This is a genomic window from Methylogaea oryzae (assembly GCF_019669985.1).
GTDB classification, from domain to species: domain Bacteria; phylum Pseudomonadota; class Gammaproteobacteria; order Methylococcales; family Methylococcaceae; genus Methylogaea; species Methylogaea oryzae.
Map to the genome: position 1 here is coordinate 1,116,796 of NZ_AP019782.1, position 19,589 is coordinate 1,136,384.

The 19,589-nt window shown below is 62.0% G+C and carries 18 protein-coding genes; 15 read left to right on the top strand and 3 right to left on the bottom strand.

The genetic code is table 11. From position 1 onward, the window contains the following. Positions 1 to 44 precede the first annotated feature (44 nt). Positions 45 to 722 carry a hypothetical protein gene (locus K5607_RS05415; RefSeq protein WP_221048433.1) on the top strand — a complete coding sequence of 226 codons (678 nt, stop codon included), beginning with the start codon at positions 45 to 47 and terminating at the stop codon, positions 720 to 722. Continuing rightward, entirely contained in the window at positions 719 to 1,282 is a 564-nt protein-coding gene (locus tag K5607_RS05420; RefSeq protein ID WP_054774406.1) for a FlgO family outer membrane protein, read from the top strand. Before K5607_RS05415 ends, K5607_RS05420 begins: the two co-directional genes overlap by 4 nt. Before the next feature lie 85 nt (positions 1,283 to 1,367). Here the strand turns inward: K5607_RS05420 and K5607_RS05425 are convergent, their stop codons facing one another. Further along, positions 1,368 to 1,826 (bottom strand): YybH family protein, encoded by a 459-nt coding sequence (locus K5607_RS05425; RefSeq protein ID WP_082411696.1) that lies wholly within the window; start codon positions 1,824 to 1,826, stop codon positions 1,368 to 1,370. A 135-nt stretch (positions 1,827 to 1,961) separates the two neighbouring features. On the opposite strand from K5607_RS05425, the gene K5607_RS05430 reads away from it, so the two are divergent. Next, complete coding sequence (locus K5607_RS05430; protein WP_054774408.1) at positions 1,962 to 2,927, top strand: LysR family transcriptional regulator; 966 nt, start codon at positions 1,962 to 1,964, stop codon at positions 2,925 to 2,927. 70 nt (positions 2,928 to 2,997) lie between these two features. Further along, positions 2,998 to 5,853 carry an AMP-binding protein gene (locus tag K5607_RS05435; RefSeq protein WP_221048434.1) on the top strand — a complete coding sequence of 952 codons (2,856 nt, stop codon included), beginning with the start codon at positions 2,998 to 3,000 and terminating at the stop codon, positions 5,851 to 5,853. A gap of 126 nt (positions 5,854 to 5,979) precedes the next feature. Here K5607_RS05435 and K5607_RS05440 read toward each other — a convergent pair whose 3' ends face one another. After that, positions 5,980 to 7,614 (bottom strand): alpha-D-glucose phosphate-specific phosphoglucomutase, encoded by a 1,635-nt coding sequence (locus K5607_RS05440; RefSeq protein WP_221048435.1) that lies wholly within the window; start codon positions 7,612 to 7,614, stop codon positions 5,980 to 5,982. Positions 7,615 to 7,719: 105 nt separating this feature from the next. Here K5607_RS05440 and K5607_RS05445 point away from each other — a divergent pair, with 105 nt between their 5' ends. Together K5607_RS05445 and K5607_RS05450 are read left to right on the top strand one after the other, a co-directional pair. Next, the gene (locus K5607_RS05445; RefSeq protein ID WP_054774000.1) at positions 7,720 to 8,289 is read left to right on the top strand and encodes a L,D-transpeptidase family protein; all 570 of its coding nucleotides are present in this window, start codon (positions 7,720 to 7,722) and stop codon (positions 8,287 to 8,289) included. Between the two features lie 121 nt (positions 8,290 to 8,410). Then, entirely contained in the window at positions 8,411 to 8,671 is a 261-nt protein-coding gene (locus tag K5607_RS05450; RefSeq protein WP_054773999.1) for an Lpp/OprI family alanine-zipper lipoprotein, read from the top strand. A gap of 108 nt (positions 8,672 to 8,779) precedes the next feature. Here the strand turns inward: K5607_RS05450 and K5607_RS05455 are convergent, their stop codons facing one another. After that, a complete protein-coding gene (locus tag K5607_RS05455) occupies positions 8,780 to 9,799 on the bottom strand; it encodes a L,D-transpeptidase family protein (protein ID WP_221048436.1) in 1,020 nt (339 codons plus the stop codon). Positions 9,800 to 10,111: 312 nt separating this feature from the next. On the opposite strand from K5607_RS05455, the gene K5607_RS05460 reads away from it, so the two are divergent. The 9 genes from K5607_RS05460 to K5607_RS05500 all read left to right on the top strand — a co-directional run bounded on the left by K5607_RS05460 (position 10,112) and on the right by K5607_RS05500 (position 19,588). Beyond that, the gene (locus K5607_RS05460; protein WP_221048437.1) at positions 10,112 to 11,728 is read left to right on the top strand and encodes a tetratricopeptide repeat-containing response regulator; all 1,617 of its coding nucleotides are present in this window, start codon (positions 10,112 to 10,114) and stop codon (positions 11,726 to 11,728) included. A 15-nt stretch (positions 11,729 to 11,743) separates the two neighbouring features. Beyond that, positions 11,744 to 12,442, top strand: a complete 699-nt coding sequence (locus K5607_RS05465; RefSeq protein ID WP_054773995.1) for a sensor histidine kinase — start codon at positions 11,744 to 11,746, stop codon at positions 12,440 to 12,442. A 193-nt stretch (positions 12,443 to 12,635) separates the two neighbouring features. After that, entirely contained in the window at positions 12,636 to 12,992 is a 357-nt protein-coding gene (locus tag K5607_RS05470; RefSeq protein ID WP_221048438.1) for an RNA recognition motif domain-containing protein, read from the top strand. 242 nt (positions 12,993 to 13,234) lie between these two features. After that, on the top strand, positions 13,235 to 13,774 hold the full coding sequence (locus K5607_RS05475) for a DUF2231 domain-containing protein (protein ID WP_054774244.1): 540 nt from the start codon (positions 13,235 to 13,237) through the stop codon (positions 13,772 to 13,774). Positions 13,775 to 13,868: 94 nt separating this feature from the next. After that, positions 13,869 to 14,297, top strand: a complete 429-nt coding sequence (locus tag K5607_RS05480; RefSeq protein ID WP_156302765.1) for a hypothetical protein — start codon at positions 13,869 to 13,871, stop codon at positions 14,295 to 14,297. A 32-nt stretch (positions 14,298 to 14,329) separates the two neighbouring features. Continuing rightward, complete coding sequence (gene pap / locus K5607_RS05485) at positions 14,330 to 15,808, top strand: polyphosphate:AMP phosphotransferase (protein WP_221048439.1); 1,479 nt, start codon at positions 14,330 to 14,332, stop codon at positions 15,806 to 15,808. Positions 15,809 to 15,859: 51 nt separating this feature from the next. Then, a complete protein-coding gene (locus K5607_RS05490) occupies positions 15,860 to 16,684 on the top strand; it encodes an undecaprenyl-diphosphate phosphatase (protein ID WP_221048440.1) in 825 nt (274 codons plus the stop codon). Positions 16,685 to 16,797: 113 nt separating this feature from the next. Then, complete coding sequence (locus K5607_RS05495; protein WP_221048441.1) at positions 16,798 to 18,015, top strand: UbiH/UbiF/VisC/COQ6 family ubiquinone biosynthesis hydroxylase; 1,218 nt, start codon at positions 16,798 to 16,800, stop codon at positions 18,013 to 18,015. Positions 18,016 to 18,031: 16 nt separating this feature from the next. Beyond that, complete coding sequence (locus tag K5607_RS05500) at positions 18,032 to 19,588, top strand: long-chain-fatty-acid--CoA ligase (protein WP_246598959.1); 1,557 nt, start codon at positions 18,032 to 18,034, stop codon at positions 19,586 to 19,588. Position 19,589 lies beyond the last annotated feature (1 nt).

The window sequence follows — 19,589 nt, forward strand, 5'->3', positions numbered from 1 at the left end:
TGAATTCGGATTAGGCCTTATCAGGTTTTTATTGGGGGATGATGATGAAAAAGACAGCCACAGCCGTCGCCGCAGCGGCGCTGATTTCCGTGGGAGCGGCGGGTTGCGCGCAACGGCAAGTGCCGGCGGCGACCGCTTACCCGACCAGCGAACAGCAGAAAATGCAGGCGTCTCACCACTGGGACGTGCTGGCGGAAAATCTGGCGGCGGGGATCGCCGGCAAGGTTTCGGCGGTTCCCGGCAATCGTCCGGTTTACATCGCGCCCTCCAAGCAAAATACCGATTTCAGTCAAGCGCTGCACGGCCTCTTGACCAGCCGTCTGGTTGAAAAAGGCGTGGCGGTGACCACCTCGGAGGCGGGCAATCCGCTGGTGCTGAATTACGACAGCCAAGTGGTGAGCTTCCGCGATCGGGAAGGGCTGCACCCCCTGCCCGGCGATTTCACCCTGATGAAAGGCATTTCCTACCTGATCTATCGGGTCGGCGATTTGTGGACCGCGCCGGCTTGGGCCATCCTGCCCTTGTCCGAATACCAGGAAAATTATTTCCCGGACGGCACCAACAGCGAAGCCATCGTCAACGTCACCATCAACGACGGGGCCAAGGTGGTTTACAGCGGCAGCCGCATGTACTACATCAACGACGGCGAAAAAAGCCATTATTCCGGCGCCGCGCTGCCGTTCGCGCCGCACACCAAGAATTACAAGGCGGTGGACCAATGAACATGAAGCAGACGCGCAATTGGGTCGCCGTCGGCGTGTTGGCGGCAGTGGCCGCCGGCTGCGGCAAGCAGGCGGTCAAGGACGTCGACATCATCAAGGAAAGCTACCAGGCCGGCGAGGTCTTGCAAGCCGCGGCGGAGAGCCCGAAAGGGGTGCACGCCTCCCTGGAACGCCACCGCCCCCTGATGATCGCCAGCTTCGTCAATATCGACAATGTGCAGGGATCCTCCACCCTGGGCCGCATGCTGGGAGAGCAGGTGGGATCCTACTTCAGCCAGCACGGTTACGACGTGATCGAGTTGAAGCTGCGCAACGAACTGTTCATCAAGGAGGAAACGGGCGAGCTGATGCTGTCGCGGGAGTTGAAGGATTTGACCCAGGAGCACGACGCCCAGGCCGTGATCGTCGGCACGTATGCGGTGGCGGCGGACACGGTGTTCGTTACCAGCAAGGTGATTCGCGCGCTGGACGGCGTGATTCTGGGGTCCTACGACTACAAGCTGCCCATGGGACCCAATGTGAAGGCGCTGTTGCAGAACGACCGCTACAAGCATCGCTGAGGCGCGGCTAGCCGAGGACCGGTTGTTCTCGGCGCAAAAAAAAAACAGGCTGTCCGGTTGGACAGCCTGTTTTTTTAGGGGAGGGTTAGTTCCAGCGTTGCACTTCGGTTTTCCAGCTGCCGTCCTTCTGGCGCTTGAATACGTTGAACAGCTCGCCGTCGTAGTGGTAATGCATGGTCTGGGCGGAATGCGCCAACTTCTGGTTGTTGGACAGCACCGCCTTGGTCACCACGGTGTCGCCTTTGTCATCGCGGGCTTCCACCACGTTGAAACGATACTCGCCGGCGCGGCGCTCGAGCAAGGCTTGCCAGAACGCGCGGATTTCCGCCGGGTTTTTGGAGACTTGGCCGTTTGGGGCCAGCAACATGGCGTTGTCCGTGTAGAGGGCGACGATTTCATCCACGCGGCCGCGTTGAACGACTTCGTTCCATTTGGCGATGGTGGCTTCCGCCACTTGGCGCGGGGTGTCCGTGTTGGCGGCCAGCGCCTGTCCAGCCAAGCCCGCGAACACGATGCCGATCAAACCCATGGGTAATTTAGCCATGATGCTGCTCCTTTTCCTTCGTCTTTGGTTGCCTTGAGTACGGCTTTACTATAAGGCGCGGTATGATGGTGTACAATGGCCTTGCGATTTCATAGATTGTTTCTGTAAAAGAAATTACAGACTGAGAGGAGCGTCATGGACAAACTCGCCAGCATGAATGTTTTCACCAAGGTGGCGAAGGCCGGCAGCTTCGCCGCGGCGGCCAAGGAGCTGAACATTTCCCGCGCCATGGCCACCAAGCACGTGATGCAGTTGGAGAACAGCTTGGGGATCCGCCTGCTCAACCGCACCACGCGGCAATTGAGCTTGACCGAAGTGGGCAACGTCTATTTCGAGCGCTGTCTGCAAATCCTCGACGATATCGAGGAAAACGAGCTGGCCGTCACCCACATGCAGACCGAGCCGCGCGGCACGCTCAAGGTCGCCAGCCCGCCGTTTTTCGGCACCTACCACTTGGCGCCGGCCATTTCGGAATATTTGCGACAGTATCCCGACGTGAACGTGGAACTGTTGCTGCAAGGCGGCACGGTGGACGTGATCGAGGCGGGGCTGGATTTGGCCATTCACCTGGGGCAGCTGGCCGAGTCCAGCCTGATCGCCCGCAAGCTGGCCACGTCCCGGCAGGTGGTGTGCGGCGCGCCGGATTATTTCGTCGGCCACGGCGTGCCGAAGACGCCCAACGACTTGAAAGTCCACAATTGCCTGTTCAACTGGAGCTGGCCGCAGAAAGACCATTGGCAGTTCCGCGATCCGGAAGGCAAGAAAATTATCATCCGGGTCGGCGGCAACTTGCAGGCCAACGTGTCCGGCGCGCTGCGGCTGGCCGCCATCAACGGACTGGGGTTGGTGATGCTGCCCACCTACATGGCCGGCCACGATTTGCGCAAGGGCCGGCTGAAAGCGGTGATGACGGAGTACGAGCCGGCCACGCTGGATATCAACGCGGTTTACCCGCACCGCAAGAATTTATCCGCCAAAGTACGCACGTTCGTGGATTTTCTGTACGATCGCTTCCAGCCGCGCCCCTATTGGGACGACTGGATGGACGCGCACAATCCCCAATCCGACGTGACCGAGGAACATTTGTACGGCGAGGACTAGTCCGCTTGGCGGCGGCGGTGTTCGCGCCGGATAATAGCCGGCCACCGATTCCGCCGATGCGATGCCGATGATGTCCACACCGATCCCCAGCGCCGAACAGTCGGCCGCCCAGTTGTTGGAACTGGTGCGGCGACTGGGGGGCGAGTTGAAAATCCGCCCGTCGCGTTTGCAGGCTTTGCAGCTGGACAGCCATTTCGATCGCGACCTGGGGCTGGACAGTTTGACGCGCATGGAGCTGTTGGCGCGGGTGGAGGCGGGCTTCGGCGTAAGGCTGGCGGAGGCGGTGTACGCCAACGTGGAGACGCCGCGCGACTTGCTGCGGGCGGTGCTGGCGGCCCACAGCGCGGGCACCGGCCAGGCCGTGGAAGTGAGCCATGTCCGCCTGGAACATACCCAGTCGGCGCCCGACGATGCGCGGACCTTGTTGGAAGTGCTGGATTGGCACGCCGAGCGGCATCCCGACCGTCCCCATATCCAGTGTTACCAGGACGAGGGCGACGGCGAGGCGATCACTTACGGCCAGTTGCGCCGGCGCGCGGAAGCGGTGGCGGCCGGCCTGCAGCGGCAAGGGTTGAGGCCGCGCCAAGCGGTGGCCATCATGCTGCCCACCAGCCCGGAATACTTCTACGCCTTTTTCGGCGCTTTGCTGGCCGGCGGCGTTCCCGTGCCCATCTATCCGCCGGCGCGGCCCTCGCACCTGGAGGATCACCTGCTGCGCCATCGCGCCATCCTGGACAATTGCCAGGCGGCGGTGCTGGTGACGCTGCCCGAGGCGATCAAGGTGGCGCGTTTGCTCAAGTCCCATGTGGCGAGCCTCGGCGTCATCGCGACGGTGGACGAATTGGCTCAAAGCGGCGGCAGCCTGGTTCGGCACAAGGTGGAGGCCGGCGACATCGCTTTCCTGCAATACACTTCCGGCAGCACCGGCACGCCCAAGGGCGTGATGCTGACCCACGCCAACCTGCTGGCCAACGTGCGCGCCATGGGCGAGGCCACCGGGGCCGATTCGTCCGACGTGTTCGTCAGCTGGCTGCCGCTATACCACGACATGGGCCTGATCGGCGCCTGGCTGGGCAGCCTGTACCACGCCATGCTGATGGTCAACTTCTCGCCCCTGGCGTTCCTGGCCCGGCCCAGCCGCTGGCTGTGGGCCATCCACCGCTACGGCGGCACGCTCACCGCGGCGCCCAATTTCGCCTACGAGCTGTGCTTGAAGCGGCTCAAGGACGAATCCCTGCAAGGGCTGGATTTGAGCCGCCTGCGGCTGATGTTCAACGGCGCCGAGCCGGTCAATCCCGATACCCTGGAACGCTTTTGCGAGTATTTCGGCCGCTTCGGTTTCAGCCGCACCGCCATGACGCCGGTGTACGGGCTGGCGGAAAACTCCGTCGGGCTGTCTTTTCCGCCCCTGCGGCGTGGGCCGTTGTTCGACTGTGTGGATCGGGGGGCGTTGGCTTCCTCAGGGCGCGCCGTCCCCTCGCCCGCAGGCGGGAGAGGGGGAGAGGGTGGTGGTGACACTATCCGCTTCCCCGCCTGCGGTATGGCCTTGCCCGGCCACGAAATCCGCATCGTCGACGCCGCCGGCCGCGAAGTGCCGGAGCGGGAGCAGGGCAGCCTGGAGTTCCGCGGCCCTTCCGCCACTTCAGGCTATTATCGCAATCCGGAAGCCACCCGCGCACTGTTCCGCGACGGCTGGATCAAGTCGGGCGACCTGGCCTATATGGCCGGCGGCGAGGTGTACATCACCGGCCGGGTCAAGGACGTCATCATCCACGCCGGCCGCAACATCTATCCCCACGAGCTGGAAGGGGCGGTTGGCCAATTGCCCGGCATTCGCGCCGGCTGCGTGGCGGTGTTCGGTTGCAGCGACGCGGCCAGCGGCACGGAAAAGCTGGTGGTGATGGCCGAATCGCGGGAAAGCGAGCCGGATGCCCGCGAAGCCCTTTGTTTGCAGGTAAACGAAGCCGCCGTGGAGTTGGTGGGCATGCCGCCGGACGAGGTGGTGCTGGTGCCGCCCCACACGGTGTTGAAAACGTCCAGCGGCAAAATCCGCCGCGCCGCTTGCCGCGAGTTGTACGAAAGCGGCCTGGCCCTGGCCGGCCCGCGCAGCGCCAAGGCGCAGATGCTGCGGTTGATGCTGGCCGCGGGCTTGCCGCAGCTGTCCCGTTGGCTGCGGCAGTTGGGCGCTGCGACTTTCGCGGCTTACGCTTGGCTGGTGCTGCTGTTCGCGGCCTTGTCGGGCTGGCTGGCGGTGGTTCTGTGCCCGCTGGCCCGCTGGCGGTGGCCGTTGCTGCGGTTGGCGGCGAAAGCGGTGGTCGGGCTGACCGCCACGCCGGTGAGCGTGCGCGGCTTGGAAAATCTGCCGCCGCAAGGCCGCCCGGCCATCTATGTGTGCAACCACGCCAGCTATCTGGACGGCCTGGCCCTGGCCTGCGCCATGCCGCGCCCGCTGGCCTTCGTTGCCAAGGTCGAGTTGTCCAAGCAGTGGCTGGCTGGCTTGTTCCTGCGCCGTATCGGTACCGAATTCGTCGAGCGTTTCGACCGCCAGCAAGGCCTGGGCGATGCCCGGCGCCTGGCCGAGTCCGCGCGGCAGGGGCGTTCCCTGCTGTATTTCCCCGAGGGCACTTTCACCCGCGCCGCCGGCCTGTTGCCGTTCCGCATGGGCGCCTTCCAAGCCGCCGCCCAAGGCGGCTTGCCGGTGGTGCCCGTCGCCATCAAGGGCACGCGCGACATGCTGCGGGACGGTACGTGGTTCCCGCGTAGGGGAACCCTCACCGTCACCGTCGGCGAGTCCATCGATACTCCGGCGTTGCGTGAGCGGGAAGGTTTGGCGGACGAGTGGCAGCTGGCGCTGCGGCTGCGCGATCTGTCCCGCGAGCAGGTGCTGCGCCATTGCGGCGAGCCGGATACGGGGCAGGAGGGGTAGGGAGGTAGGAGGGGGCTTAACCCCGACGACTCGGCGAGGTTTGCGGAATACGCGTATACGCTTCGCGCAAACCCGTCTGCGAGTCTTCGCGGCTAGGAGCCGCTCCTACCCTTTGCCGATGTCGGCTTAGGTGATGACGCAGGGCGCCTCGCGGCCGCTGCGCTGTTTCACTTCGCTGAGGGCTTCCGCCAGTTGGATCAGGTCGGCCAGGGCCTTTTGGGTGTCCTCGCCGTGGCGGGCGGCATCCGGTTCGTGGCGTTCCAGGTAGATGCGCAGGGTGGCGCCGGCGGTGCCGGTGCCGGACAAACGGAACACCACGCGCGAGCCGTTCTCGAAAATGATGCGGATGCCCTGGCCGGCGCTGGTGCTGCCGTCTACTGGATCCGTGTAGGCGAAGTCGTCGGCCTGCGCCACTTTCGATCCGGCCATGGATTGTCCCACCAGGCCCGGCAGTTTGGCGCGCAGGTCGTCCATCAGCTGGTTGGCGATGGCGCTGTCGATTTCTTCGTAGTCGTGGCGCGAGTAGAAATCGCGGCCGTAACGCTGCCAGTGTTCCTTGACGATGTCCGCTACCGGCTGCTTGCGGGCGGCGAGTAGGTCCAGCCAGAACAGTACGGCCCATAGGCCGTCCTTTTCCCGCACGTGGTTGGAACCGGTGCCGAAACTTTCCTCGCCGCACAGGGTGATGCGGCCGGCGTCCAGCAGGTTGCCGAAGAATTTCCAGCCGGTGGGGGTTTCGAAACAGGGGATGCCCAGCGCCTTGGCGACCCGGTCGGCGGCCTGGCTGGTGGGCATGGAACGGGCGATGCCGGCGACGCCCTTGGCGTAGCCGGGGATCAAATGGGCGTTGGCGGCCAGGATGGCCAGGCTGTCGCTGGGGGTGACGAAGCAGTTCTTGCCGACGATCATATTGCGGTCGCCGTCGCCGTCGGAGGCTGCACCCAGCACCGGCGCGGCGTCGCTGTACATGAGGGCCGCCAGTTCCGGGGCGTGGGTCAGGTTGGGGTCGGGATGGCCGCCGCCGAAGTCTTCCAGCGGCACGGCGTTGATGACCGAGCCGGCGGTTGCGCCCAGGGTCTTCTCGATGATTTGCAGGGCGTAGGGTCCGGTGATGGCGTGCATGGCGTCGAAGCGCACCGTCAATGCACCGCTGGCGAAGGCGGCGCGGATGCGGTCGAAGTCGAATAGCTTGCCCATCAACTCGGCGTAGTCGGCCACCGGGTCGATGACGGTGACGCGGAAACCGCCGAAGTCGTGGTCGCCTTCGCGGCTCAAATCGATGTCCGGTAGGTCGGCGATGCGGTAGCTGGCGATGGCCTTGCTGGCGGCGAACACGGCGTTGGTGAAGGATTCCGGCGCCGGGCCGCCGTTGGATACGTTGTATTTGATGCCGAAGTCGCCGTCCGGGCCGCCCGGGTTGTGGCTGGCGGACAGCACGAAGCCGCCGGCGGCGCCGTATTTGCGGATGACGCAGGAGGCCGCCGGCGTGGACAGCAGTCCGTCGCGCCCCACCAGCAGCCGGCCCACGCCGTGGGCGGCCGCCATTTTGACGATGGTCTGGATGGCTTGGCGGTTGTGGTAGCGGCCGTCGCCGCCCGCCACGATGGTTTTGCCTTGTATGTCGCCCGCTTGCTCAAGGATGCATTGGACGAAGTTCTCCAGGTAGTGGGGTTGCTGAAACACCGGCACGCGCTTGCGCAGGCCGGACGTGCCGGGTTTTTGGTCGTTGTAGGCGGTGGTTGTGACGGTCTGGATATTCATGGCGGCGTACCAATGCTTGAAAAAATTCGAAACGAATACAGAATACTACAGCAATAAGCTGATAAACGACTTTGACTGTGGCAAGGTTGAGGGGAGGAGTTGACGATGCTAGATGTTCGTAAAGGCGGTTTCGTACTGGCCACGCTGTTGGCGGCGTTCGCGGCCGAGGGCAACGAAAAGGATATTTGGCTGTTGGTGGAGACCAAGCCCCATGTGATGAAGGTAATGGAAGGCGAGGCGGGGCGTGACGGCCGGACGCTGGAAGTATTCGACCATATCGCCATCGGCCGTAACGGTGTGGGCTACGACAAGCAGCGGGGCGACGATAAAACGCCGCTGGGTTCTTACCATATCGGTTGGGTTAACGAGAAAAGCCGTTTCGGTAGTTTTTTCGGCTTCAATTTCCCTAACCACGACAATGCCAAGCGCGCATACGACGGCGGCTTGATCGACGCCCATACCTATCGCCGCTTGCTTAGCTACCAGCCCGAGGCGGAAGTGCCGCCGCAGGATACCCCGCTGGGGGGGCAGATTGGTATTCACGGCATCGGCCAGGGCAGCCTGCAAGTGCATAGGCACTTCGATTGGACTCATGGCTGTATCGCCGTCACCAATGAGCAGCTGGATCGCTTGAAACAGTGGATTAAAAAGGGCACCCTAGTTGTGATACGATAAGTGCAACCGAAAATTCCGCTGGAAAGCTGGCGCGATTCGGTGCAAACTTTTACACGGGATGTTGATGTCATCTCGTGTTTAGATGATTTAAGTGTCAATTAGTCAGACGAAGGAAATAAAGATGATCAAGAAGTCTTCCAAAATTGCAGTTGCTCTGTTGTCCGCTGGCCTGATGGTTGGCTGCGCATCCAAGTCCGACCTGAACGCCCTGAAGGGCCGCGTTGACGACCTGGAAAACAGCGTTAAGGCTACCAGCGCTAAGGCTGACCAGGCTCTGGCTGCTTCCCAGTCCGCTGAAGCTGCTGCAAAGCGCGCTGCTGCTTCCGCTGACGAAGTGAACGCTAAGCTGGACCGCATGTTCAAGCACTCGATGAAGAAATAAGCTTCATCGTAAGTGAAAAAGCCCTGCCGGCTCAGCCGGCAGGGCTTTTTTAATGGGCGAAGGTCAGCCGGCGCGGTAAGTAAGGGCCGGCTGCGCCGTTAACTGCGGTTACTGCCCGCTGATGGCTTCGCCGGCCGCCGGCGTTTCCGTTCCCAGCACTCCCGCTCCCTTGGATTGCTGCGCCGCGATGGGCTTGCTGATCAGCACGGGCACGCCGGTGGGGTCTTTCAGCGCGGCTTTCAGCGCCTGCCCGTCGATTTCCGGCACGGCGTGTTTCTCCACTTTTTTCTGCAGCAGGTTCATGGCCTGCGCCAGCAACTGGTCGTAATCGAGGTTGTCTTCTTCCAGCGGAGGATGCACTTCGATATAGAGGTCTTGCCCGTTCCAGCCCACTTTCACCGGTTGGTTGACGATTTGCACGGGCGAGCCGGCCGGCACCACGGGGAATAGCTGGGCGATGTCTTCCGGGTACATGCGCACGCAGCCGTGGGTCACGCGCATGCCGATGCCGTACTCCTTGTCGACGCCCGTGCCGTGGATCAGGTAGCCGGGAATGCCCAGCTTCATGGCGAACTTGCCCAAGGGGTTGTTGGGGCCCGGCGGCACGACATCCGGCAGAATGTCGCCGTCGGCCGCGTGTTCGCGCTTGATGGTTTCCGGCGGACGCCACGACGGGTTGGTCACTTTTTCCACCACGCGCGTCATGCCGCGCGGTGTTTTCCAATCCATGCGTCCGATGCTGACCGGATAACTTTCCACCGTGCCTTTCTTGGGCTGGAAATAGTAGAGCCGCATTTCCGGCACGTTCAGCACAACGCCGTTGCGTTGCGCGTCCGGCAGGACGAATAGCTTCGGCAGCAACACTTGCGTGCCTTCGCGGGGATACCAGCGATCCACTTTAGCGTTGGCGAGGACGATTTCGTCCTGGCCCAGGCTGAACCGGCGCGCCACATCCAGCAAGGTGTCTTCCTGCAGTGCTTTGGTGTATGCGATTTCGCCGATGGTGTCGCTGTTGGGCGCGGGCATCGTAAACGTTTCCGCCGCCGCGCCCGACGAAGCGAGGGCGAGCGCCAAGCCGAGCAGCGAGGTGTAGCGGGATGTTTTGCAAGGGAGGGGGCAAAGCTTCATGGAGATACTTGATGACCGTTATGGGGAGTTGGATTGTGGCGATTCGGAGCCTGAGCTGGGCGGAAAGCGTCGCTATTCGAGAGGCTCTAATTACGGCGCCGGGCTCCAAGTTAGGCATGGGCGGCGCGGAATTTCGCACTGGGCATTGTACCGAAATAGCCACGGAGTTGCCCGGGGTTCCCCGATAAAATGACGATTTTGCTCCCGTTTTACGGTGACGGGCTTGCCAGAACGCAAGCGCTGCAATGGATAAGCGCGGAATGAATGTGCATACTTTGCCCTGATAGTCGTTTGTTTTGAGTGGTTGTGGTTATGGAAATTTGGTCGCTGCGCGGGAAGAAAATCTTAATCGTCGACGATCTGCCGGACATGCGCACCATGATGCGCACCTTGGTGGCCTCGCTGGGCGCGGAGGATATTCACACCGCCAAGGACGGCGATCAGGCCATGGCGGCGATGATTATTCACAAGTTCGACGTGGTGTTGTGCGATTACGCCTTGGGCGAGGGGCGGGACGGCCAGCAGGTGCTGGAGGAGGTCCGGCATCGCGGATTGCTGCCCTATTCGGCGATTTTCGTGATGGTGACGGCGGAAACGTCGACGCCCATGGTGATGGGGGCGGTGGAGTATTCGCCCGACGACTACCTTTCCAAGCCGATTCCCAAAGCGACCTTGCAGACCAGGCTCCGCAATCTGCTGGGAAAAAAAGAAAAGCTGCATCCCATCCTGAACGCCATGCAGCAGCACAATTACACCGTGGCGTTGACGCAGTGCGATTATTTGATGGAGCGGGAGCCGGCCAGCCGCTTCGAATTGTTGCGCCTGAAAGGCGAATTGCTGTTGACCACCGGCGCCTACGAGAAGGCCCGGGATCTATATGCGGGCATACTCGAGCTGCGGGAGTTGCCGTGGGCGATGCTGGGATTGGGCAAAGCCTTATACCGACTGCAGCAATATGATGCGGCGGTGGAGGTGTTGCGCCGACTGATCGACAGCCACCCGATGGTGGTGGCGGCATACGACTTGTTGTCGTTGGCGCTGGAAGGGCAGGGGCAATTGCAGGAAGCCCAGGAAGTGACCGCCCAAGCGCTGCAGCGTTCGTGGAAGTCGGTTTCGCGCCAGCGTCGTTATGGCGAACTGGCTTTTCGCAACGAGGACTACGAATCGGCGGAAAAGGCCTTCAAGCAAGCCTTGCGTGTGGGCAAGGGGTCTTGTTTGCGCGGCCCCGCCGAGTTCGCCGGCTTGGCTCTGACGATGGTCAAGCGAGGGGTGCCGGTGGAAGCGATCAAAACGGTGGAAACCATGGCGCGCGAATTTCGCGAGGACACCGGCGCCCAAGTCCATGTCGCTCTGGTGGGCGCTCAGGTGCAGCAGGGTTTAGGCAATGCCGCTTTGAGCCAAGAGTCCACCAAGCGGGCGGTCCAGCTGTTTCAGGAGCATCCGGAGACGGTGACTGGCGATGTGGCCATGGATGTGGCGCAACTGTGTTTTCAGCAGGGGGATGCCGACGCGGCGCGGGACTTGCTGCGGTACGCCTTGCGCAACCAGCACGAAGATGCGGCGACCCAGCAGCGGGTGCTCCATCTATTCAACGAGGCTGGGTTGGCATCGGAAGGCCAGTCTTTCATCGACGCGACGGTGGAGGAAGTGGCGGAAATCAATAACCAGGGGGTGCGCTTGGCGCAGGAAGGCCGGCTGGAAGAATCCATCAGTTTTTTCGAAAAAGCCGCGCGCGGCATGCCGGGCAACGTGGTGATCAATTTGAACGCCGCCCAGTCGCTGGTGATGTTCATGCGCAAGCAGGGCGCAACCCGCGCCGATGTGCAAAAAGCCGAACTCTATCTCGGCCGGGTAAGGGACTTGGACGCCGCCAATTCGAAGTATCAAAAGCTCAAGGAGCTTCTCAACCAAATGTCCGTGAGCCATTGACCAAGGAGGTTCGCTATGGATAAGTCAAACAGCGCCCCCGAGGTTCTCGATTTCGCTACCGTGTTGGCGAGTTCCCTGCACGACATGAAAAATTCCCTGTGTATTTTTCTCGGCATGCTGGATGAAGTGGTCGAGGAAACGTCGGACGAAGACCCCCGTTACGGCCGAATGGTGAAGCTGCGTTACGAGGGGCAGCGCATCGGTAACGATATGATGCAGTTATTGGGGATTTATCGGAGCAGCCAGGCGCGGTTTTCGCCCAACATTGCCGAAGTCGACGTGACGGAATTCCTGATGGAGCAAATGCAGGTTCACCAATTGATGCTGGAGCACAAGCAGATCGCCGCGGAAGTCGTGTGCGATTCCGGTTTGGTGTGGTTTTTCGACCGGGAGATGGTGGCGGGCATTTTGACCAACGTCATTAATAATGCCTATAAATACGCTCGCGGCCGGTTGCGCATCATCGGGCAGGAGCGGGACGGCGGGCTGGTGCTGTCCATCGCCGACGACGGTCCCGGATATCCGCCGCACATGCTGGCCGATGGTCGCGAGGGCTTGCCTCCGGTCGATTTTCAAAACGGCAGCACCGGGTTGGGATTGTACTTCGCTAGGCTGGTGGCGGGGCTGCATAAAAACCGTGACAAGGCCGGTCACATCGCCATCACCAACGACGGAATCGACTCCGGCGGATGCTTCAGCGTATGGCTGCCTTAGCCATTTTTTAGGCGGTGATAAGCAGTTGCCGAAGCTCTCCGACTTTGACTACAATTGGTCCGCTTGCAGAGATTTAGGTTACAGTGAGTCTGGTAGATTGTCGGGCGGCATGATGAGTTGGCGGCCACATTCAGAAACCCGGAGGGCGGGAACAGTCACTGAAACACGCTACCGCAGCAAAGGACGTTAGTATATGGCCATCAGGCTATTCGTAGGCAATCTGCCGTTCACCGCAACCAGCAATGAACTGCTCGACCTGTTTTCCCAAGCCGGTAGCGTGAGTGCATGCGAAGTGGTTATGGACAAAATGACCAACCGTTCGCGTGGTTTCGCCTTCGTCGAAATGACCGATCGCGCCGACGCCGAAAAGGCGATCGAAATGTTCCATAACAAAGACTTCAATGGCCGTTCCCTCACGGTGAACGAAGCCCGTCCCCGCGAGGAACGCCCGCGCCGCGAAGGCGGCTTCCGTTCCGGTAACGGCGGTGGCGGCGGTCGTCGCGACTTCGGCGGCGGTGGTGGCGGTTTCGGCGGCGGCGGCCGTCGTTAATCCCGTCAGGCGGGTGCGCTAGCCGGCCCGTCCGCGTCCGCTGTAGAAAATGGTTTCCGCCCCGCTGGGGCGGGAACCATTTTTCGTTTTAGGCGACCGATCTTGTTTCGGTGGCTCCTTACGGTAATTGCGTAAGGACTGTGTGGGGCTGGGCGCGCGCCCGGACGCGATGGCGCCGTTGCTCCGGGCTGTTTTCGTTGTCGTTCGCTGTTGTTCAATATTTGCCGTCGAGGAGGCCTTCCATGGGTGATTTGTTGCTAGAAAGTTTTCCCGGCCTAGCCTCCATGCCCAACTGGCATCCGCTGTTGGTGCATTTCCCCATTGCTTTATTGACCTGTTATCTGTTGCTGGACGTGGCGGGGGCTGCGCTGCGCAACGCCGCTTGGAGGCGAATGGCCGGCGGTTTGCTGTATTTGGGAACATGCTTCGCCGCCGTGGCCGTGGTTTTGGGCGTACAAGCCGCGCAGTCGGTCTCCCACGGCGGGGATGTCCATGGGATCATGCTCAGCCATGGTAAACACGGTTTGGTGGTGTTGGGCATGGCCTTGCTGTTGTCCCTATGGCGGCGCTTTCAGGGCGAGCGATGGTCGATGGTCGGCACGACGCTGCACTTGGCGCTTGCCGGCGTCATGGTGCTGGTGATGGCCCATGGGGCCGATTTGGGCGGTTTGATGGTGTATGGTCACGGGGTCGGCGTGCATGGCGTGGCGGTTCCCCCCCACGACCACGACCATGATCATGCGCACGAGCATGACGATGGCGCCGAGGATCACCATCACTGAAGCCATCGCGCGCGGCCTTTGCTAGCGCCGCGTCTTTCGCCCGCCCTCTGCTACACTCAAAGCCGGAAGTTTCCTCGCCTTTCAGGAGGGTGTCATGGCTAGAACGCATTGGTTCTGGGGTGGCTTGACCGCCGTCGCCATCGTCGGACAGTCGGGGATCGCCATCGCCGGCGATTGTTGGCTGGATATCTATTCCGAGATCGGTTTCAAGGGCGAACACGCCCGTATCGAAGGCCCGGCGCAGTTGCCCAACCTCCGCAGCGTGGCGGGGGCGGATTGGAGCAACCGGATCGACAGTCTTGCCGTCGGCCCGAAAGCCGTCATTCAAGCTTACCGCAAGGAGAGCTTTCGCGATCAGCCGACCGCCAATCCCAATCACCCCGACGCATTAAGAAACTGGGGCGAAAAACCCTCGGACAGCGGCGACGAAGTCAGCTTCGGGCCTGGACAGAAGCATCACCATCTGGGGGAGCTGGATTTCCACCACAATATCAATTCCCTCAAAATCGATTGCGCCAAGTAATCGGCTTTGCGTAACCACAGTAAGGACCGGTAATGTTCGAGTCTGCCGAATTGGGCCACAAAATCGACAAGGCAACCTTCGAGGCGGAGGTGCCGATTTTGCGGGAAGCCTTGCTTCAGGCGCAGTACGAGCTGATCGCCCGGGCCAAATTCCCTGTGGTGATTCTGGTGGGAGGGGTGGACGGCGCGGGCAAGAGCGAAACCGTCAATCTGCTGAACGAGTGGATGGACCCGCGCCATATCCAGACCCACGGATTGGGCGAGCCTTCCCCGGAGGAGTTGCAGCGGCCCCTCATGTGGCGCTTCTGGCGAGTGCTGCCGCCCAAAGGCAAGATCGGCATACTGTTCGGTTCCTGGTACACCAAGCCTATCGTCGACAAGGTGTTGGGCAAGTCTAAGGGGGCCGAGCTGGACCAGCACATGGAAGAAGTGGTGCGCTTCGAAAAAATGCTGACGGATGAAGGGGCTTTGATCCTTAAATTTTGGATGCATTTGTCCAAAAAACAGCAGCTCAAGCGGCTGAAGGCGCTGGAAGCGAATTCCGCCACGAAATGGCGGGTGACGCCGGAGGATTGGGAGCGTTTCGAGTTGTACGACAAGTTCCGCAAGGCTTCCGAGCGGGCGCTGCGCCACACCAGCACCGCCGAGGCGCCCTGGCTGGTGGTGGAGGGCAACGACCATCGCTACCGCAGTCTCACCGTGGGTAAAAGCATCCTGCAGGCGGTGCGAGCTTTCCTGGACGACGCCACGCCGCCGCGGCGCAATTTGGCGCCGCCACTGGTTCCCGCCATCGACAATTTGCACATTCTCAAAACCCTGGATTTAAGCCAGGCACTGTCGAAGAAAAGCTACGAAGCGCAGTTGGAAAAATATCAGGGCCGTCTCAATATGCTGACCCGCGAGGCGGGGTTCAAGAACATTTCGGTGATGGCGGTGTTCGAAGGCAACGACGCCGCCGGTAAAGGCGGCGCCATCCGCCGCGTTACCGGTGCTTTGGACGCGCGCCGCTACCAGATCATTCCCATCGCCGCGCCGACCGAAGAGGAGCGGGCGCAGCCCTATTTGTGGCGTTTCTGGCGCCACGTTCCGGCTCACGGCCGTTTCGTCATCTTCGATCGGTCTTGGTATGGGCGCGTGCTGGTGGAGCGGGTCGAGGGGTATTGCTCGGAATACGACTGGATGCGCGCTTACAGCGAAATCGTCGACTTCGAAGAGCAGCTCTCCCGCAACAAGGCGGTGGTGGTCAAGTTCTGGCTCAGCATCAGTCCGGACGAGCAGCTCAAGCGCTTCAAGGAACGCGAGCAAATCGCCTTCAAGCAGTTCAAGCTGACCGAGGAAGATTGGCGCAATCGCGAAAAATGGGGCGCTTATGAGGCGGCCGTGTGCGATATGGTGGAACGCACCAGCACCCGTTACGCGCCTTGGACCCTGGTGGAGGCCAACGACAAATATTTCGCCCGAATCAAAGTGTTGAAGACTTTGTGCAAACGCATCGAGCAAGCCTTAGGCTAAGCCGGCCGTAGACCCCAGTATAATGCCGTGGTTTTGAGCCACGGTTTTTCTATGGACGCGACCCAATTCATCGATGCCCTCATCCTCGGCATCGTCGAAGGACTCACCGAATTCCTGCCCATCTCCAGCACCGGCCATTTGATCCTGGTGGGCGAGTTGCTGGGCTTCAATAGCGAAAAAGGCAAGCTGTTCGAAATCGCCATCCAGACCGGCGCCATCCTGGCGGTGTGCTGGGAATATCGCCGCAAGATCGGCACGGTGGTCGGCGGCTTGCGCGGCGATCCGGCCGCCCGGCGCTTCGTGTTCAACCTGCTGGTGGCCTTCATGCCGGCAGCGGTGTTCGGCCTGGCTTTCGGCAAGGCGGTGAAAGCCCATTTGTTCAACGCCACGACGGTGGCCAGTGCCTTTATCGTCGGCGGCATCGTCATCTGGTGGGCGGAAAGGCGCGAGCACCGTATCCGCGTGCAAGAGGTGGACGCCATGACCTGGCAGGACGCCCTCAAGGTCGGCCTGGCGCAGACGTTGGCGCTGATCCCCGGAACGTCCCGCTCCGGCGCCACCATCATCGGCGGCTTGTTGTTCGGCTTGTCGCGCAAGGCGGCCACGGAGTTTTCCTTTTTCCTGGCGATTCCGACGCTGTTCGCCGCTACGGCCTACGATGTGTTCAAGCACCGCGAGCTGTTGTCCCTGGACGATCTGCCTTTGTTCGGCATCGGCTTTGCCGCCGCTTTCGTCAGTGCCTTCGCAGCGGTAAAAGGACTGCTGCGTTATATCGGCGGCCACGACTTCACCCTGTTCGCCTGGTACCGCGTCTTGTTCGGCGTCCTGGTGCTGGCCACCTCCTATTTCGGCTGGGTGCAGTGGGCGGCGGAGTGATTCACCGGATCGGCCTTTCCTTTTGGCTTGACGCCGCCGGGGCGGTAAAATTCCGCCTTGTTTCCTGGCCTCGGGGCCGTTTTCTGAGCAGACACTAGGGCCTTGAGGTACACATGAACGAGCAATTTGATGTCGTCATCGTCGGCGGCGGCATGGTGGGGGCGGCCCTGGCGTGCAGCCTGGGCAATTCGGCCTTGCGGGTGGCCGTGATCGAGGAGGCTCCGCCGCAGCCCTATTCCCCGGAACAGCCGCAGGACCTGCGCGTCTCGGCCTTCAGCATGGCGTCGCGCAACATCCTGAACATGGCCGGCGCTTGGCAGCGCATCACGGAAATGCGTTATTGCCCTTACGCCCGTATGCGGGTGTGGGAGTCCTCCGGCGAGGTGGAGTTCAAGGCCGAAGAGATCGACGAGAATTATCTCGGCTACATCGTCGAAAACCGCCTGGTGCAGTTGGCGTTGCTGGAACGCCTGCCCGCCTTCGACAACGTCACCTTGCTGTGCCCGGCCAAAATCAAGCGTATGGATTATCGGCCGGAAGGCAGCCGCATCGAACTGAATGACGGCGTCGTGCTGGAAGGCCGGCTGCTGGTGGCGGCGGACGGCGCCCGTTCGGCGGTACGGCAGGCGGCGGGGCTCGGCGTGAGCGGCTGGGATTACGAGCAGCACGCCCTGGTGTTGTCGGTGGAAACCGATTACCCGCAGCAGGACATCACTTGGCAACGCTTTACCGTCCACGGTCCGCAGGCGTTCCTGCCCATGCCCGGCAACCACGCGTCCTTGGTTTGGTACGAAGCCCCCTTGGAAGTGAAGCGCTTGCAGTCGTTGGACAACGACGCGTTGCTGGCGGCGCTGGAGGCGGCTTTCCCGCCCGGCTTGGGCAAGATCAACAGCATTCTCGCCAAAGGCAGTTTTCCCCTGCGGCGGCAGCACGCCCAGCGTTACGTGAACGAGGGCGTGGCCCTGGTGGGCGACGCCGCCCACACCATCCATCCGTTGGCCGGGCAGGGCGTCAACATCGGTTTGCTGGACGCGGCGTCTTTGGCGGAAGTGTTGTTGCAGGCCAAGGGTTACGGCAAGGACATCGGCTGCTACAAAGTGCTGCGCCAATACGAGCGGATGCGCCGCTCGGAAAACCTGATGATGATGACCAGCATGGACCTGTTTTATCGCGTGTTCGGCGTATCGGCCCAGCCGGTGAAGTTCTTGCGCAACCTGGGCCTGGAGGTGGCGGAGCATTTTGGTCCGGCGAAAAACAAAGTAATGCGTTACGCCATGGGATTGGACGGCAATCTGCCGCGCTTGGCCCGGGGCGAGTCCTTGGGTAAATAATCAGGAGAGCAATGGAATGGCACCGCACGACATCGAAGCCTCGTTACCCCGGTTGTTGCGCGCCGCTGCGCAGCAATATCCCCAGCACCCGGCCGTCATCCTTCCCGACAAGCGCATCGACTTCGCCGCTTTCGACCGGCTGTCCGACCGGGCGGCGGCGGGCTTGGCCGCCAAGGGTGTGGCCAAGGGCGACCGGGTAGGGCTTTACTGCGCCAACAGCGCTGATTTCGCCGTGGCCTATGCCGGCATCCTCAAGGCGGGGGCGGTGGTGGTGCCGTTGAACCTGTTGTACAGCCCGGCCGAAGTGGCTTACATGCTGAACGACTCCGGCGCCAAAGGCCTTATCTACCACGGTCCGTTCCAGGACATGGCCGATTACGCGCGGGGAGCTGTGGCGGGGCTGGAATTTTTCGTTGCCGTGGACGATCGCTCCGGCCCGGAAGGCTGGGGCGCTTTCCTGGCCAATGAAGGGCCCGTGCCTGACCCCGTGTTCGATACCGGCGAGGATTTGGCCGTCATCCTCTACACCTCCGGCACCACCGGCCATCCCAAGGGCGCCATGCTCACCCACCGCAACCTGGCGGCCAACACCGCCAGCGTGCGGCAGGCCCTCGATTGGCGCGCCGGGGAGGACGTGGTGCTGCTGGTGCTGCCCATGTTCCACGCTTTCGCCGCCACGGTGGGCATGCTGACGCCGCTGGTGTGCGGTTGCGCTTTCGCGCCGGTGGCCCGGTTCGAGCCCGACACCGTGGTGAAAACCATGGCGGCCGCCAAGGCCACGGTATTCCTGGGCGTGCCCAGCATGTACAGCGTGTTGCTGCGCATCAAGGACGAACTGGCGTCCGTGGTCAGCGGCTTGCGCCTGTGCGTGTCCGGCGGCGCCGCCTTGCCGGTGGAGGTGCTGCGGGGATTCGCCGAGCGTTTCGGCGTGACGATCTACGAAGGCGACGGTCCCACCGAATGCTCGCCGGTAACCTGCGTCAATCCTATCGGCGGTTTGGTCAAGCCGGGGACGGTGGGATTGCCGGTGCCCATGGTGGAAATGCGCATCGTGGACGAGGCGGGCGAGCCGCTGCCCCTGGGCGAAGTGGGCGAGATCGCCGTGCGCGGCCCCAACGTGATGAAAGGGTATTGGCGCTTGCCGGAGGCCACCGCGGAGTCGTTCCACGACGGTTGGTTCCTCACCGGCGATTTGGGGACGGAAGACGAAGACGGCTATTTCGCCATCGTCGACCGGAAAAAGGACATGATCATCGTCAACGGCATGAACGTTTATCCTCGCGTCATCGAGGACGCCCTCTACAGCTTGGCCGGGGTGCGGGAAGCGGCCGTGGTGGGAGAACTGCACGATTTGCACGGGGAAATTCCCGTGGCGTACGTGTCGCTGCACGAGGAAAGCAACCTGAGCGGCGCCGAAGTTCGCAACTGGTGCAAGGAACGCCTGGGCCGCCACGAAATTCCCCGCAAAGTGGTGGTGTTGCCGGAGCTGCCCAAGAACGCCACGGGCAAGATACTCAAGCGCCAACTGCGAAAGCACGGCGAAGTGGAGCGGGGCGTGGTCGGGCTGGAGTGAT

Coding starts and splice junctions, on each gene's coding strand:
- K5607_RS05415 (WP_221048433.1), top strand. CDS start 45: ATGAAAAAGACAGCCACAGCCGTCGCCGCAGCGGCGCTGATTTCCGTG.
- K5607_RS05420 (WP_054774406.1), top strand. CDS start 719: ATGAACATGAAGCAGACGCGCAATTGGGTCGCCGTCGGCGTGTTGGCG.
- K5607_RS05425 (WP_082411696.1), bottom strand. CDS start 1,826: ATGGCTAAATTACCCATGGGTTTGATCGGCATCGTGTTCGCGGGCTTG.
- K5607_RS05430 (WP_054774408.1), top strand. CDS start 1,962: ATGGACAAACTCGCCAGCATGAATGTTTTCACCAAGGTGGCGAAGGCC.
- K5607_RS05435 (WP_221048434.1), top strand. CDS start 2,998: ATGTCCACACCGATCCCCAGCGCCGAACAGTCGGCCGCCCAGTTGTTG.
- K5607_RS05440 (WP_221048435.1), bottom strand. CDS start 7,614: ATGAATATCCAGACCGTCACAACCACCGCCTACAACGACCAAAAACCC.
- K5607_RS05445 (WP_054774000.1), top strand. CDS start 7,720: ATGCTAGATGTTCGTAAAGGCGGTTTCGTACTGGCCACGCTGTTGGCG.
- K5607_RS05450 (WP_054773999.1), top strand. CDS start 8,411: ATGATCAAGAAGTCTTCCAAAATTGCAGTTGCTCTGTTGTCCGCTGGC.
- K5607_RS05455 (WP_221048436.1), bottom strand. CDS start 9,799: ATGAAGCTTTGCCCCCTCCCTTGCAAAACATCCCGCTACACCTCGCTG.
- K5607_RS05460 (WP_221048437.1), top strand. CDS start 10,112: ATGGAAATTTGGTCGCTGCGCGGGAAGAAAATCTTAATCGTCGACGAT.
- K5607_RS05465 (WP_054773995.1), top strand. CDS start 11,744: ATGGATAAGTCAAACAGCGCCCCCGAGGTTCTCGATTTCGCTACCGTG.
- K5607_RS05470 (WP_221048438.1), top strand. CDS start 12,636: ATGGCCATCAGGCTATTCGTAGGCAATCTGCCGTTCACCGCAACCAGC.
- K5607_RS05475 (WP_054774244.1), top strand. CDS start 13,235: ATGGGTGATTTGTTGCTAGAAAGTTTTCCCGGCCTAGCCTCCATGCCC.
- K5607_RS05480 (WP_156302765.1), top strand. CDS start 13,869: ATGGCTAGAACGCATTGGTTCTGGGGTGGCTTGACCGCCGTCGCCATC.
- pap (WP_221048439.1), top strand. CDS start 14,330: ATGTTCGAGTCTGCCGAATTGGGCCACAAAATCGACAAGGCAACCTTC.
- K5607_RS05490 (WP_221048440.1), top strand. CDS start 15,860: ATGGACGCGACCCAATTCATCGATGCCCTCATCCTCGGCATCGTCGAA.
- K5607_RS05495 (WP_221048441.1), top strand. CDS start 16,798: ATGAACGAGCAATTTGATGTCGTCATCGTCGGCGGCGGCATGGTGGGG.
- K5607_RS05500 (WP_246598959.1), top strand. CDS start 18,032: ATGGCACCGCACGACATCGAAGCCTCGTTACCCCGGTTGTTGCGCGCC.